This is a genomic window from Streptomyces sp. NPDC051567, assembly GCF_044454165.1.
GTDB lineage: Bacteria > Actinomycetota > Actinomycetes > Streptomycetales > Streptomycetaceae > Streptomyces.
The window spans coordinates 1-14,950 of record NZ_JBITDK010000038.1 but is presented as its reverse complement, the minus strand read 5'-3'; the positions used below and the strand labels follow the sequence as shown (position 1 = coordinate 14,950).

Here is a 14,950-nt window from a genome sequence, read left to right as displayed (position 1 = left end):
CCCGCCCCCCGCCCCGGGCCGCGGGGCCCCGGAGCCCCCCCCCCGCCCCCCCCCCCCCGCGCCGGGCCCCCGGCCCCCCCGGGCGCGGGGGGCCCCCCACCCCCCCCCCCCCACGTCCCGGCCGGCCCCGTCCGGCAGCGTGAGTCCGACACGCTGCCGGGCGGGGCCCTTCTCACACCCGGGCCAGGTGCTCCCGGTACCAGCGGGCGGCCCCGGCCAGGCGGGCCAGCGGCCCGGGGCCGGGGTGGCAGCCGGCGGCGGTCCAGACCGGGGCGCTGTCGTACCAGTTGTCCTGGGCGACCATCTTGAACTGACGCGGGCTCACCTTGCAGTCCGAGGCCGCCATCCGCTCCAGGCACTCGGCCACGGAGAGGTTCCCGCTCACCTCCGGCACCACTCCCAGTGCGGTGAGCGCCCGGACCAGGTCGGCCGCGCGCACGGGCTCCGGGTGGCTGGCGTGCCACACCGCGGGGCCCCGGGGCCGGTGGCCGAGCGCGAGGCGGGCGACGAGCCGGGCGAGGTCGCCGACCTCCACCAGGGAGAGCAGCGCCCGCCCACCGTCCCACAGCGCCCCGGTGGAGGCGAGGAGCCGGTCCACCGCGGGGACCACCCAGCGGTCCCCGGGGCCGATCACCAGGCCGGGCCGGAGCACCGTCGCGCCGGCCGCGAGCGCGGGGCCCTCGCCCGCGAGCCGGGTCCGGCTGGCGGGCGAGACGGGCGCGGGGGTGACGGCGTCCACGGCGATCCCCCGGTGGGGGCCGGGGCCGTAGACGGCCGAGGTGGACAGGTGGACGATCCGCCCGGTCCCGGACCGGCGCGCCTGCGCCATGAGCGCCGCCGTCCCCTCGACGTTGACGGCCGCGCACCGGCGTTCGTCGGGGCCGAGCAGCGAGGCCAGGTGGACCAGGACGTCCGCGTCCGCGCAGGCGCCGCGCAGGCTGCGGGGGTCGGTGAGGTCCACCGGGTACCACTCGTCGGCCTGGCCGGGTACCCAGGGAGGGCGCCGGCCCAGGACGCGCACGTGCACGGCGCCGGGCTCCGTCGCGTCCCTGATCCGGGCGAGTTCGGCCAGGACCGCCGAGCCGATGAAGCCGGTGGCGCCGGTGAGCGCCACCCGCCGGGGCCTCACGCCGCCTGCTCCTGGACGTGGGGCCGCAGGACCAGTTTGGCCCGGACGTGCGCGGGGGCCAGCGCCGGAAGCGTGTACCGCCACAGCGAGACCAGACGGTCGGTCAGGTCGGCCCGGCCTGTGGCGATGTTCGAGTAGATCTGGACTCCGGCGAAAGCGCCGGTCAAGAGGGCGGCGACCTCCCGCTCGACGACGTCGTCGAGCAGCTCGCCCCGGTCCCGGGCGGCGTACAGGAAGAAGCACAGCTGATCCACCCACTCGTGGTAGGCGGTGGCATCGGGTTTCCCGAACTCGCCCTGCTCGACGGAGAGCCGGACGCTGGCCCGCACCAGCACATTGGTCTGGAGCGCGTGCGCCATGAAGAACGTCAGGTCGATCAGTCGCTGCAGACCGGGGTCGCCCGCGGGGAAGGAGACGAACTCCTGCTGCTTCGCCATCACCACCCGGGCGAGCTCCTGCTTGGACTTGAAGTGGAAGTACATGCCGCCCTGGGTGACGCCGGCATGCTCCATGATCTTGCTGATGCTGGCGCCGCTGTACCCGCACTCGTCGAAGATCTGGGCGGCAGCGTAGATGATCGCTTCCCGCGTCTTCACGGCCCGCTGCTGGCGCGGCTCGGTCATCAGGTGCCCCGATCCCTCTCGACAAAAAAAACGAACACCCTTATTTTACAGATCGGCCCACGTGACGGGTAGATGCGTTGGCCACCACATACGCACGCCCCAGGGGAGAGGCATGCTCACAACATCAGAACGTCGTTCGGTACCGGGCCTGACCACCACGGTTCCCAGGGAGTACGTCCACAGGGCAGCGCTGTCGGAGGTGTTCCTGACGGGTTGGGAGCACACGGGGACCGACGCCTTCACCGTCAGCGCCCAGTGGCCACGCAGCCACGGGTTCTACGCACCCGAACACGACATGCACGACCCGCTGTTGCTCTGCGAGACGATCCGGCAGTGCGGCCTGCTCCTGTCCCACACGGGGTACGGTCTCCCGCTCGGCCACCACATCGGCTGGACCCGACTGCAGTACGCGCTGAACCCGCAGGCGATGCGCATCGCGACGAAACCCGCCGAGATCACGCTGCACGTGACGTGTTCCGACGTCCGCCGTCACCGCTCGGTGCCCTCCTCGATGGTCATGCACATCGAGGCCGTCCGTGACAAATCTCTCCTGGCGGTGGCGAGCATCGGTTTCAGCAACTACTCGCCGGCCGTGTACGAACGGCTGCGCGTGGGCCGGGGGGACGCGGCGCGGATGTCCGAGTCGGCGCCGATGCCGCCGGACCCGGTCTCGCGCGGTACCGCGGGGCGCCGTCGCCACCGGGACATCGTGCTGTCGCCCACGCAGGAGCGCTGGCGATGGCAGTTGCGCGTGGACACCGCGCATCCGGTCCTGTTCGACCACCCGCTGGACCACGTCCCCGGGATGCTCCTGCTGGAGTCGGTCCGCCAGGCCGGTCACGCCCTGGAGCCCTCATGGGGCGCGATGATGCCGACGTCGATGGACGTGTCGTTCAACCACTACGTGGAATTCGACACTCCGTGCTGGATCGAAGCGGAGACGACTTCCTCCGACGTCGGGGGCACTCGCCGGAGTGTGCGCGTGAACGGTCTCCAGGGCGGTACCTTCGCCTTCACCGCGACAACGGAGATGACGGACATGACGTCGGTCTGAACTGTTGTGGTGGTCCGTACCCGGACACGCACAGGTGGGGAGGATCGATGTAACGGACGGGGCTGACAGTGGTCCTGCACGTTCCCTTGCCGACGATCGAACCCGGTGCCCGAAACACCGGGGTTGCGACCGTTCGTCTTCTTCACCCGCCGATTGCGAGTTCACTGGGTGAAGGCGCGCTGCGGGGCTGGCCCGGCAAGCACGTGCGAACTGCTTCGCTTCGCTCCCAACCCATTGAGGCTCCGCGATGCCTCCTGCAACAGAGACCTGCCAATCATGGACCAAAGCTCTCCGGATTTCCAGTCGGCCCTCGAACCAGCTTGGCCTGAAAACAGCTTGCCTGAAAGTTCGTTGCCCGACCCCCTCTCCCCCGCCGGTGCCTCTTCCGAGGTTTCCCTGGTCAAACGCCATTTCAGCAGCCGGGTGAAAGTACCGATGCGGCTCGTGGAGTCGCCCTGTTACGACAACGCGGCCCTCAGCGTGTACATCAAGATCGCGGCGCTCGCCAGGCGTCCGGAGGGGTGCACGGCCGGGGTGGGGCGGCTGGCGGAGTACCTCGGCCTCTCCGTGGCGACCGTGGAGCGCGGGATAGCCCAGCTCAGGGCCCCCGCCTCGGACGGCGTCGTCGAACTGCCCCTGAACGCCCGCCGCACGCTGCCGGGCGGTGTCGGGGCGACGGCCCGGCGCCAGATACGGCCGCTGGACCCCGGGGAACGCTTCGTCTGGCTCCCCGTCCACGCCAGTGAGTGCCTGCTCCCCCGCGAACTGCGCGCCTACGCCGCCATCTCCTACGGCGTCGCCCGCAACATCCCGATGGCGGCCCGTGACATCGCCGCCCACGTCCACCACGGGCGCGGTCTCCGGGCCGGCCGCCCGGTCGGTTCGGTGGCGGTACGCCGGATCATCCGCAGGCTCGCGGAGAAGGGCTGGATCACCGTGGGACGCCGGGAGGGCTTCCAGGGCCGCCACTTCTTTCAGGTCAACGTCTTCGCGACCGCATCACCCTTCGAACAAGAGTCCACCATGGACGTTTTCGAGCCTCCCACGGAGCCCTCGGGTACGTCCATCGGTGAGGGATCGGGTGAGCACAACAGTGAGGGTTCCCTCGCGAATGAGGAAGACCTCAGGAATCACCGACCGGGGGAAAGGACAGTCTTTCCATCCGCCGGAGGCGCACTACAGGTAGTGCGCGCGAGCCCGGGCGAGAGCGAGACGGACCGGCCCGGGGACGACGTTGACAGCGGCGCGCTCCGCGCGGAATGTTCTTCCCCAGCAGGCACCGCCGCCACCGCCGCCGCCACCGCCGATCCGGCCCTTGAGGCCCAGAGCCCTCCCGCTCCCGCTGCCCCTCCCGCAAGGCCCCTGTCGGCGCCCGCCGCCGGCACCCCCGCCCGGATCAGGAGCGACACAGGAGCCCCCGTTCTCTTCAGCAGGGCGGCCCTGGAGACGCTCGAACCGGTCCGGTTCCTGCTGGGCGAGGTGAGCGGATACGTCCTGCGCCGCATGGGCAAGGAGATCGACCGTCAGCTCGCGGACGGCACGAGCGTGGAGCGCCTCCAGCACCGGTTCACGACCCGTCTCGCCGGGACGATGGTCTCCGACATCAGGGACGTCGGCCGCTGGCTCCTGGGGGTGGCACTGCCCTCGTGGGGCTGCGCCGACCCCGAGTGCGAGGCGGGCCTGATCTGGCACAGCAAGGAGACGTGCCGGGCCTGTACGGAGATCCGGTACCTGCGGGCGCGCGGCCTCCTCGGCCCGCCCGGCGACGGAACCTTCAGTCCGGCTCCTCCACGCCCCTGCTGCCCCAAGTGCGAGCGCCCCCACCGGCCGGGCAACGAGGGCGAGTGCCGGGACTGCGTCGAGAGCCGCACCGGCGTCCCCGGCCCCGCCCCGTACCTCCCCCAGCGCGAACCGTCCGATCCGGTCCCGCCGGAGCTGCGGTGTTCCGGCAAGGACGGCCGGTGCACCCGGGCGGCCTCGACAGAGGGTCTGTGCTGGCGCTGTCTGACCGACACACCGGAGCGCACCCCCCTCCTGTCCTCGCCGGCGCCGTCTCCCGCCGGGGAAGCACCCGGCCGACCGGAGGAAGAGCAAGAGGGAGAAGAAGGAGAAGGAGAGGAAGAGGAAGAGGCGCCCCGCTACCCGGTGCGTCCTGCCAGTACGGGTTCGTGCGACCCGGATTCCCCGGCCGACGCCGTGACCGTCCCGCACCCGGCGCACACCGCCGTGGCCGTGACGGACCCGGGGGCGTCGGAGGAACCGGCGGTGTGCGGACCCGTGGAGTCGTCCTCGACGGCCGCCTGGGCCTTGTCCCTCGCGTACGCGGCCTTGACCACCCGGCGTTCGCGCCACAGGTGGTACAGCGACAGGGCCAGGATGCCGGTCCCGATCAAGTTGGCGACGAAGTGCCACCACACCCGGTACGTCGTGAGCGCGGGTCCCGGCGGTATCGCGCCGAACCAGGTCGAGAGCCCGACCGCGCGGTCGGCGCCCAACGCGACGGACAGCGTCAGGACGACGTGCTCGACCCCGTGAATGCCCTGCATCCAGACACCCATCGTGGCCCACTTGCGGGACTTCAGCTCTCCGGCGACCCGCTTGGTGATCAGCACGATGCCGACGAGCCCCGCGAGGAAGATGAGGTTGCCGGTGAGGTGCAGGATCTCCATGCCCAGCGAGGGCTTGGTCATGTCGACCTGCCCCATGCCCCGGGAGAGGCTGTTGGCCCACGGTGTCATCCAGGCCGGGGACGTCGGGTGGAAGACCCAGTAACCGGCCTGCGAGACGTGCTCCTGGAAGTGGCCGAGCTGGCCCACGACCCCGAGCCCGATCAGCGCGACCGCGCCCTTGTACAGCCACGGCCGCACCGCACCGCGGTTCGCGTACGCGAGCACGGCGACGGCGGCCCACATCGCGGCGGTCCAGAGGAGGAACAGAACGGCGCCGATCGTGTCCACCGAGGACGCCATGCCATCCATGCCCGGCATCCCTGGCATTCCTGGCATACCGGGAGGATGATTCATCGATGCTCCTAGTGGGGGCGAGACGGAACCGTGCGGACCGGCACAGGAAAGCGGTCCCCGCCCCGTCGGGGATGACCGATGTCCCGGTGCGGGCAACACCCTAGGCAACCGCGGCCGGCGGGGGTTCTTCCCTCGTGCCTTTCCAGACACCCATTCGACCCTCGAACATCGTCTCGCCACAACCCCACCGGCCACCCGGCGAGCACCCGGGTCGCCGAAGGTGCCCGAGGCCCACGGCCCGGCACCGGCCACGTGCGCGGCCGACAGGGTTGCCGTCCTGCCGCATCAGCGGGTAGTTGTGGGGGCCGATGACGAACTGACGGGCAGGAGCTTGTCGCCCGGCAGGAGGAACTCCTCGGAACCGGTGCGGGCGGGCTCACGTCACACCCTGGGGGAAAACATATGAGCACCGGTATCGTCCTGATCGCTTTCGGCCTGGTCAGCGTGGTCGGAGGGGGCCCGTTCGCCCTGAACCTCCGGGGCGCGGCCACCTCGCTGAAGCACCGCGCCGAGGCCCGCGAGGAACTCCGCAGGCAGGCCCGGGGCCTGCTCGGCCCGGCACCGTCCCTCGTGTCCACCCTGCTCTTCCGGATACTGGGCTCCGTGGTCGCCGTCTGCGGCGGCCTCCTGATCCTGGCCGGGACGGCGGAACTCCTCCTCTGACGCCTCCGGACCCGACGGCCGGTCAGCTCGCCGCGGGGAGGCGGAGCGTGCCCCGGGCGACGATCCGGGCCGGGCCGGTGAGGGTCATGGAGCCGTCGGCGGCCACGTCGACGCGGAGCCGCCCGCCGGGGGCGTCGACGGTGTAGCGGGCCGGGCCCGCCGGGCGCGGGTCCCGGTGGCGGACGGCCGCGACGGCGGCGCAGGCCCCGGTGCCGCAGGACGGGGTCTCGCCGACGCCGCGTTCGTGCACGCGCAGCGCCAGGTGGTGGGAGCCGGGGCTCCGGGCGAAGCCGAGGTCGCGGACGAACTCGACGGTGACGCCGAGCGGGTAGGCGCTCGCCGGGGTCACCGTCGGCGCCACCAGGAGGTCTCCGGCGTGGGCCAGGTCGTCGACGAGGACCACCGCGTGCGGGTTGCCGACGTCGACGTGGAGCGCGGGCCGGCTCCGCTCCCCCACGGTCACGGTGATGCCCTCGGGTCCGGGCAGGACGGGCCGCCCCATGGCGATGCGCACGCCCCCCTCCGTCCCCCGCGCCCCTTGCGCGGGGACGTGCAGGCGGCGCGTACCGGCCCGGGTGGCGAGGGTGAGCGGGCCGGGCGGGCAGTGGCCGGCGGCGACGAGGTAACGGGCCAGCAGGCGGGCGCCGTTGCCGCACATCGCCCCGGGGGAGCCGTCGGCGTTGCGGTAGTCCATGAACCACTCGGCCCGCCCGGCCATCGCGGACGCCTCGGGAACGGCGGCCGAGCGCACGGCGCGCAGGAGTCCGTCGGCGCCGATGCCCAGGCGGCGGTCGCACCACCGGGCCACGTCGGCCTCGGTGAGCGCGAGGCGGCCGGTGGCGTCGTCCAGGATCAGGAAGTCGTTTCCGGCGCCGTGGCCTTTGGCGAAGGGGATCTCGACGAGCGGTCCCGCCGTCATGACCTGCCCAGGTCGTCCGGCAGGCCGTCCGGACGGGCTGCCGGCGGGTCTCCCGCTTCGACGCGCAGCCAGACGTAGCCGCCGTCGGCGGTGTTGGTCATCCCGTAGGACGTGCCGAGTTCAAGGACCTCGACCAGGCGCTGCCAGTGGGCGGTGAGTTCCGGGGTGACGTCGGCCTCGACGGTGGAACCGCTCTCGTCCTGCCTCACCCGGGGCCGGTGGCCGGTGAGCTCGGTGAGCCGGGCGACGACGCTCTGGATGATGCCGCTGTGCTGTGCGCTGGCCACGGTCACTCACCCGTCGACGGAAAGCAGTGATCACTCGGGGTTAATCTAGTCCACCAACTTCTAGTCCACTAGCTTTCAACTAGTGGACTAGATTGTCAAACCAGTGCACCGACCGGTCGCGCCGGGGCGTTGCCCCGAGGTGTGACCCGCACGGAGCCGGGTGTCGGGTGCATGAAGTCAGGTGCATGAAGTCAGGTGCACGGAGCCGGGTGCACGGAGTCAGGTGAGGGAGGACCATGGCAGGCAGCAGCCCAGCCCTCTACCAGCGCGTCGCCGACACCTTCCGCGCGCGCATCGCCGACGGCACCTGGCCACCCGGCCACCGTCTGCCCTCCCGGGCCGCGCTCGGAGCCGAGTTCGGCGGCGGCGACAACGTGATCCGCAAGGCCCAGGAACTCCTCATCACCGAGGGCCTCCTGGAGGGCCGGCCCGGCTCCGGCACGTACGTGCGCACGCCGCAGGAGCGGCTGCGCATGCTCCGCTGCCCGGCGCCCGGACACCCCAGCGCCGGCCTCGCCCCGGCCGGGGTCTCCACCTGGGACGCGCAGAGCACCGCCAAGGTCCCCGCCCCCGCACAGGTCGCCGCCCGCCTCGCCATCGCGCCAGGCGACCTGTGCGTGCGGACCGAGTACGACTTCCTCGACGTCTGCCGCCGCCCGGTGATGACCTCCGTCAGCTGGGAGCCGATGGCCATCACCGGCCGGAGCGTCGTCGTCCTGCCGGACGGCGGCCCGCTCGGCGGGCGCAGCGTCGTCGACCGGATGGCGCACCTGGGCATCGCCGTCGCCCGGACGGTGGAGCGGCTCCGGCCGGTCCAGACCGACCGCGACCAGGCACAGCAGCTCGGCATCCCGGCCGGTGCGCTCGCGATGCTGATCGAGCGCACCTTCTACGACAGCGACGACCGCCCGGTGGAGACCGCGGACCTCCTGGTCCCCGCCGACCGCTGGGACATCGACTACGACATCGCCCTCCGCACCGGCGCCCCCCGGGGCACGGCCGACGGCCACGGACCGCGGTGAACCCGCCGCCGGGCGGGGTGAATCCGCCGGATCGGCGGACCGGGCGCGACCGCCCGGGGAGGATGGACCGCACGGCCGGACCGGGCCGGACACGGGGGAGGAACCAGGAATGCCAGGAATGCCAGGAACAGCGGGAGCAGCGGGAACGCCGGGGATGAGCGACGCCCACCCCCGTCCGCTCGGACGGACCGCCCGGGCCCTGGGCTCGCCCGCCCTCGGCGCCGCCGTCGGCATCGCCGGCCTCGTCGTCCCCGTCATCGGCTGGGCCGCCGAACGGATCGACCTGAAACTGCTGCTCGTCGTCCAGGCCGCCCTCATCCTCGTCCTGGTCGCGGGCCACTACTGGATGCGCAGGACCTTCATCCACCTGCGCCGGGTCACCAACCTCAAGGCCATGGACGACGCCCAGTACTACGACCGGGTCCGCTCCCGGCTCGAAGCGGAACTCATCTCCGACTACGGCGAGATCGCCGACGGCCACCTGCGCGTGTACGCCTCCGAGGTCCCGCGCCTGTCGGCCCTGCTCGTCGACACCGTCACCGACTCCCGGGCCCAGCCGCAGCGCATCCTGGCCGCGGACCTGACCACCGACCCGGCCCTGCTCACCGGACGGCGCGAGTACCTCGCGGCCAACCGCCGCTTCCTCCAGGGCGGCGGCACCATCCAGCGGCTCTTCATCGTCCACGCCGCCGACCTCGCCCGGCAGGACTTCGCCCGGCCCCTCCTCGACCTCGTCGGCCAGCACCGCGACCTCGGTGTCACCTGCGGCCTCGCCGTCCGCGACCGCCTCCGCGCGGACCAGGCCGTCGACGTCGTCGTCTTCGCGGGCGCCGCCGCCCTCGTCGAGGAGGAACAGGGCGACGCCGGCTACAGGCGGGGCCGCTCCAGCGTGTACTTCAAGGGCATCGGCCGCTGGACCGGCCGCTTCGAATCCGTCTGGGGCCACGGCTCCGACTCCGCGCCCCGCGTCCTGCAGACCTACGAGGCCGCCGCCCGCCCCCTTCTCGACGCCGGCACCTGGGACGAGACCCGCATCACCACCACCGTCGCGGGCCTGTGACCACCGCCCGGCCCGTATCGTCGCCCGGCTGACGGCTGACGGCAACGCCCGCCACCAGGGCTTACGGTGCACCAGATGTACGGTGTGTGGCGTTCGGTGGGGTCGTGCCCGCCCCTGTCTCCCGGGACCGCCCCATGCTGCTCGCCCTGTCCCTGATCGCCCTCGGCATCGTCCTGCGCCAGGCCGACCGCGTCCACTACGGGCGACGCCGTCCACGCACCGCCGACGCGGCCGGGCTCATAGCCCTCCAGCGGGCCCGCGCCAACGACGTGACCCCGCTGGTGCTGCTGGCCGGACAGTGGGTCCAGATCGCCGGATGGTGGCTGCTCGCCGCGCAGGGGCCGCTGGGCGCCGCGGTGGCCTCGGCGGGCGTCGCCGTCCAGTTCCGGCACCTCCAGGAGCTCAGCCACCACGCCGTCCACGGGGTCCTCGCCCGCACCGGCCGGGCCAACACGTTCCTCGCCGAGGTCTTCGCGCACCTGCCGCTCGGCCTGCCGCCCGTCCCCGCGCGAAGGCGGCGCCACGTGCGCGACCACCACCCCCACGCCACCCTGGCCGCCGACCCCAACCTCGCCGAGCTCACCCGGGCGGGGCTCCGGCCGGGCATCGGCCCGTCCCGGTTCGCCCTCGCCGTGGTCCACCCGCTCACCCCGGCCGGCCTGGCCGTCACCGTCGCCTCGCTCCGGGACGCACTGCGCCCGGGGCCCGGCCGCCTGCTCGCCTTCCTCGCCGTCCCGGCCGCCGCCCTCCTCCTCGTGGGATGGCCCGCGGCCGTCTTCGGCTGGCTGGTCCCGCGGCTGCTGCTGTACCCGCTGCTCGCCTGGTGGAGCCTGTTCGCCGAGCACACCTGGTTCGACCCCGAGCACCGCACCGGCTCCAAGGCCCGGGTCGAGGCGGGCCGCTGCCTGCGCCTCTACCCCCGCAGCCGCGCCCTCGCGGCCCTCGCCACCGCCACCTGGCTCCCCTACGGCGACCTGCACCACTACGCGCACTCCGCCCACCCGGGCCTGCGCTGGAACTACCTGCCCGCCCTCGAACGCCACCTCGGGCCGCCGCACTTCGCACCCGACGCCCTGGCCCTCGGCACGAACTCGGTCGCCCGCCGCCACTACCGCGCCCTCACCGCCACCTCCCCTGCCCGCTTCTGACGGTCACCCGGGCAGCGGTACGACCCGCACGACACGAAGGCCCCGGCCTCCATGAGGAGGCCGGGGCCTTGATCGAGCGCTGGGCAGGCCTTGCACCTGCATTCCCCCACGGGAAGTGGGGTGTCTTTCCTTGGACCACCAACGCCGGTCCCACCACCGGGAGTCCCGGTCGCGAGCACAAGATCACTCTATCCCAGGAATCACCCCTCCATCACCTCCATCACCTCCATCACCTCCGTCGCCGCTGCCCCCTGGACACCTCCAGGACCCTCGGACACGGCCCCGCGCGCGAAGTCCGCCCCGGCGCCCTGCCCACCCCGGGGCGGCCGGTGTCATGCGCCGGTCCGTGTACGGGTTCACGAGGCGGCGGGGGCGGCGTGATGGGTGCTTTGTTTGCGGCTGACGGACGTGGGGGACGCGACCGCGCTGCCGCGCGCGCCGGGACGGACGGCCCGGGCGGTGGTGTGGGCGGCCGTGGCCGTCGCCCTGCTGTGCCTGGACGGCGTACCGGCCCCGGTCACGCTGACGGCGCTGCCCGCCGGGTACCTGGCCGCCGCCCAACTGGCGGAACCGGCCCGGCTGGAGGCGGACGACGTCCGGCGCGCCGCGCACCTGCCCTGGTCCGCCCCGGGGCCGGTGCCCGCGGCGGGGCTGCTGGTGCTGTCCGGGCTGGGCGCGGCGGTGGCCGCCGGGACCGGCCTGTGGTCGGACCGGCTGCTGGTGCCGGCGGCCCCGGTGCCCGCGCTGGTCGGTGCCGCGCTGGTGAGCGCGTACCGGGGCCCGGTCCCGGCCCACCTGATGCTCGGCTCGGCGACACCCCTGGGCGACACGGGACCGCTCGGCGCGCTGCTGCGGCAGGTGCGCGGGCCGCTGGTGACCCTGGCCGCCCTCGCCGCCGTGGACGGACCGCTGCGCGGCGCGGAACCCGGCCCGGCGGCACTGCTGTGGCCCCTGGCCGTCGGCGCCGGAACGGCCCGGTGTGCCGCGGTGACCGCACGCAGGACCACACGCGGCCGGTGAGCGGCCCGCGCCCCTCACCGGCTGGGCAGCGGGCTCACCACGGGTTCCTTCTCCAACGGCTTGTTCTCGCAGCCGAGAGCCTCGGTGACCCGCCGGGTCATGAGGTAGGCGAGGACGGTCTGCCGGTCCCTGGTCGCCTGGTCCACGTCCTTGCGGGGGATGTTGACCGAGTAGGAGACGTCCGCCAGGAGCAGGGCCTTCTTCGACAGCGGGCCGAGGTCACCGGGCATGTCGCACTGGACCCGCAGGAGCGACGCGGTGTCGTTGGTTTCACCGGTCGTGCCGTTCACTTCGTAGCGGATTCCGCCGGGCAGGGACCGCACGGATTCCTTCGGTAGGTCCAAGGGGACCCAGCCGAAGGTGAAGGTCGCTCGACCGGCCCCCTTCTGACGGTCCGGCAGGTAGGCGCACGCGTGAACCCGGTCGGTCGCCTTCTGGGGCTCCATCTTCCGCAGTTCGTCCCCCAGCCGGTCCGTCAGGCGGCTCGTGCCGTTCTGGATCTCGGTCCCGAACTCTTCCGTACGGAAGATCTCCCGCAGCAGCTTCCCCTCCTCGGAGGGGCCGGTGATCTCGCACAGATGGTCTGTCTTCGCCTCGGGCTCGCCAGGGGCGCACGATGCCACCATCAGCACACAGGCGAGCACAGCCGTGGACCGCGCGCCGGCCTTGCGGAACTCACGACCGAAGGTGCGAGCGGGCGGCGTCCCGTCCACTTGTGTATCCATCATTCGCACGGTCCTTCGACGATGTGAAAGCAGGGTTTTCTTCCATCTTCTGCCTTTCGGCCCATTGATCGAACAGCAGGTTCGTCCCGTCCATGCCATTCGAGTAGTTCCCACTCGCATCCTTCTTTCCTTGCTGCTCGGCCTCGCTCTTGACGTCCGTGACCCACTCGTACTTGGCCACGTCGATCAGCGCGCCTCCCGCTGAGCCCACGAACGGGATCTCACCGATGAGCCCGTTCGCCCCGGCCGCCGCGTACTCGGCCGTACCTTCCGCCCACTGGACCCGGTCGTCCTCCTTGTCCCTGTAGACGTCGGCACCGATGCCGTTGAGGGCTCCCATGGCCATGCCGATGTTCCGGCCGCGATGGTCCCAGTCCGCGCTGGCTCCGTGCGTGCGGTCGCCGTCGTACGCCGGGGCGGTGGCGAGTTGTCCGGCCGCGTAGGAGCGTTCCGCCTCGTACAGCAGGGCGAAGGCCGGGCCGTCGTCCGCGATGCCGCGGACCACGCGGACCAGGCTTCCCTGGCCGACCGCGAGGTGGGCCTCGTCGCCCGAGCCGTGGATGGAGTCGCGGCCACGGGCGCCGCCGTAGTCGGACTCCTGGCCGTTGAAGATGATGTGGGTGTCGGCCACGTAGTCGGCGAGCGCCTTGGCCATCGGCTGGCGGATGTTCGCCAGGTCCTCCGGGAACTTGTCGCCGTTCATCTCGCCGTCGAGGAACCGGACGGCGTGGTGCATCACGCGGGCCTGGCCCTCGGTGTGCGGGCCGGGCGCGCCCAGCGGCTGCCCGTCCTCGTGGCCGGTGGCCGCCGCCTGGATGGCCGCGCCCAGGCCCGTCGCCTTGTACGGGTCGCCGAGCTCCATCGGGGGGCCGCCGGGGGCCGACATCCAGGAGTCGTGCCACGTGCGGTCGGTGAGCAGGTACTCCAGGTGGTCGTTCTTGTTGCCGGGCGCGGCGGGGTCGAGGAAGTGCGTGGCCGCGTCCGGCTCCTTGGCCATGATGCCCAGCAGGCCGTCCAGCGGGTCGGCGGCCAGGTTCGGGCGGCCGGCGTCGTAGTGGTGGAGGTACATGTTCGGCCGTGACTTCTCGGCCTCGATGATGCCGTGGCCGATGTCGTTGAGGAACTGCTTGCCGTAGCCGTCGCCGTTCTCCATCAGGGTCACGAGGGCCTGGTAGCCGTACGTCGGCCTCGTACCCTTGGCGACGAGCTCCGCGCCCTCGGCCTTGAGGCCGGCGACGAAGGGCTTGTAGGCGTAGCCGTCCGGGTCCTTGGTGCCCGAGGCGATCGTCGTCGCGAGGCCCGCGTTGATCGACTCGTAGAGCTTCTTGTCGCTCGCCGAGGCGCCGCGCTCGTGGGCCGCCAGGTTCAGCTGGTCCGCCAGGAGCAGGGTGTCCTTCGCGCCCAGCGCGTGCAGGTACGCCTCGCTGAAGTGCTGGTCCCCGGAGTTCTCGCGCAGCAGGTCGCGGTAGTGCTTCAGCTCCTGCGCGGAGGCGTCGCCCGAACGGATCTTCTCCGTGAGGGCCAGTGACTCCACGGCCTCGACGTCACCGACGGCCCTGGAGTTGAACCCGAACGGCGAGGTTCCGTCGGCCCCGGACGCGTTCAGCAGGGCGGTCTTGACGTCCTCGTCGAATTCCGTGACCGCCTTGACCGCGTCCATGATCCGGCGCGTGTAGATCCGCTCGGTCTCGGGGAGGTCGGGGTCGCGGCGCACGGACTGCGCGGTGACCGCGTCGACCTTGCTGAAGTCGTAGCCGGCGACGCCCTGGTCAGAGACCTTCATGCCGGCGTCCTGGGCGTCCGAGACGGCCGAACGGACCCTGGCCTTGAGGTCCGTGAACCGGGTGTGCGCGTCACGGAGCAGCGACTCCATGGCCAGCGCTTCCTTCTGGGCCGCGTCGAACTCCTTGCGGGTGATCGCGGAGTTGACGCCGGCCACCTGCGCGCTCTCGCCCAGCCAGCCGTTTCCTGCGGAAACGCTCTGGACTTCCTTCTCGTACACGTCTTCGAGCGTCTTGAACTGCTTCGCCATGTCCTTCCAGCCGTCGGCGGCCGTGCTGAGGGCGGACAGCTCCGTGCGCATGATCTCCTGGTAGCCCGGCATCTCTCCCCTTGGGTTCCCGTGGTCCTAGAGTCCCGTGGTCCTGCGGTTCCGTCGTGTGGTCCCGTCCTGTGATCCTGGGGGCCTAGTGCTGTGACCGGAAAGGTTCACCGGCCCTCGACGCCCGGCACGGCGCCTCGCCGCGTTGTCGGACCACGCAAGTACGTCCAGTACAA

The 14,950-nt window shown here is 72.3% G+C and carries 13 protein-coding genes; 6 read left to right on the top strand and 7 right to left on the bottom strand.

Features of this window, described 5'->3' with window-relative positions; genetic code table 11:
- Window positions 1-172: 172 nt before the first annotated feature.
- A complete protein-coding gene (locus tag ACIA5F_RS28315) occupies window positions 173-1,129 on the bottom strand; it encodes an NAD-dependent epimerase/dehydratase family protein (protein ID WP_399357810.1) in 957 nt (318 codons plus the stop codon).
- Window positions 1,126-1,752, bottom strand: coding sequence for a ScbR family autoregulator-binding transcription factor (locus ACIA5F_RS28310; protein ID WP_399357808.1), 627 nt, complete (start codon window positions 1,750-1,752; stop codon window positions 1,126-1,128). Before ACIA5F_RS28310 ends, ACIA5F_RS28315 begins: the two co-directional genes overlap by 4 nt.
- 112 nt (window positions 1,753-1,864) lie before the next feature.
- Here ACIA5F_RS28310 and ACIA5F_RS28305 point away from each other — a divergent pair, with 112 nt between their 5' ends.
- On the top strand, window positions 1,865-2,806 hold the full coding sequence (locus tag ACIA5F_RS28305) for a ScbA/BarX family gamma-butyrolactone biosynthesis protein (protein WP_399357806.1): 942 nt from the start codon (window positions 1,865-1,867) through the stop codon (window positions 2,804-2,806).
- Between the two features lie 2,138 nt (window positions 2,807-4,944).
- Here the strand turns inward: ACIA5F_RS28305 and ACIA5F_RS28300 are convergent.
- Complete coding sequence (locus ACIA5F_RS28300; RefSeq protein WP_399357804.1) at window positions 4,945-5,829, bottom strand: DUF6008 family protein; 885 nt, start codon at window positions 5,827-5,829, stop codon at window positions 4,945-4,947.
- Between the two features lie 402 nt (window positions 5,830-6,231).
- Between ACIA5F_RS28300 and ACIA5F_RS28295 the strand changes: the two genes are divergently transcribed.
- Window positions 6,232-6,492, top strand: coding sequence for a hypothetical protein (locus ACIA5F_RS28295; RefSeq protein ID WP_399357802.1), 261 nt, complete (start codon window positions 6,232-6,234; stop codon window positions 6,490-6,492).
- Window positions 6,493-6,514: 22 nt separating this feature from the next.
- Here the strand turns inward: ACIA5F_RS28295 and dapF are convergent, their stop codons facing one another.
- Both dapF and ACIA5F_RS28285 read right to left on the bottom strand, forming a co-directional pair.
- A complete protein-coding gene (dapF, locus tag ACIA5F_RS28290; RefSeq protein WP_399357800.1) occupies window positions 6,515-7,411 on the bottom strand; it encodes a diaminopimelate epimerase in 897 nt (298 codons plus the stop codon).
- Complete coding sequence (locus ACIA5F_RS28285) at window positions 7,408-7,698, bottom strand: hypothetical protein (protein ID WP_399357798.1); 291 nt, start codon at window positions 7,696-7,698, stop codon at window positions 7,408-7,410. Before ACIA5F_RS28285 ends, dapF begins: the two co-directional genes overlap by 4 nt.
- A gap of 236 nt (window positions 7,699-7,934) precedes the next feature.
- On the opposite strand from ACIA5F_RS28285, the gene ACIA5F_RS28280 reads away from it, so the two are divergent.
- The 4 genes from ACIA5F_RS28280 (at window position 7,935) to ACIA5F_RS28265 (ending at window position 11,948) form a co-directional block, all read left to right on the top strand.
- Complete coding sequence (locus ACIA5F_RS28280) at window positions 7,935-8,720, top strand: GntR family transcriptional regulator (RefSeq protein ID WP_399357796.1); 786 nt, start codon at window positions 7,935-7,937, stop codon at window positions 8,718-8,720.
- Between the two features lie 154 nt (window positions 8,721-8,874).
- Window positions 8,875-9,780 carry a hypothetical protein gene (locus ACIA5F_RS28275; RefSeq protein ID WP_399357794.1) on the top strand — a complete coding sequence of 302 codons (906 nt, stop codon included), beginning with the start codon at window positions 8,875-8,877 and terminating at the stop codon, window positions 9,778-9,780.
- 104 nt (window positions 9,781-9,884) lie between these two features.
- The gene (locus ACIA5F_RS28270; RefSeq protein WP_399357792.1) at window positions 9,885-10,928 is read left to right on the top strand and encodes a fatty acid desaturase; all 1,044 of its coding nucleotides are present in this window, start codon (window positions 9,885-9,887) and stop codon (window positions 10,926-10,928) included.
- A 393-nt stretch (window positions 10,929-11,321) separates the two neighbouring features.
- A complete protein-coding gene (locus ACIA5F_RS28265) occupies window positions 11,322-11,948 on the top strand; it encodes a hypothetical protein (RefSeq protein WP_399357790.1) in 627 nt (208 codons plus the stop codon).
- A 14-nt stretch (window positions 11,949-11,962) separates the two neighbouring features.
- On the opposite strand, the gene ACIA5F_RS28260 is transcribed toward ACIA5F_RS28265, so the two are convergent.
- Together ACIA5F_RS28260 and ACIA5F_RS28255 are read right to left on the bottom strand one after the other, a co-directional pair.
- Window positions 11,963-12,676 (bottom strand): hypothetical protein, encoded by a 714-nt coding sequence (locus tag ACIA5F_RS28260; protein ID WP_399357788.1) that lies wholly within the window; start codon window positions 12,674-12,676, stop codon window positions 11,963-11,965.
- The gene (locus tag ACIA5F_RS28255) at window positions 12,624-14,777 is read right to left on the bottom strand and encodes a hypothetical protein (protein WP_399357786.1); all 2,154 of its coding nucleotides are present in this window, start codon (window positions 14,775-14,777) and stop codon (window positions 12,624-12,626) included. The genes ACIA5F_RS28260 and ACIA5F_RS28255 overlap by 53 nt, the downstream gene beginning before the upstream one ends.
- Between the last annotated feature and the right edge of the window lie 173 nt (window positions 14,778-14,950).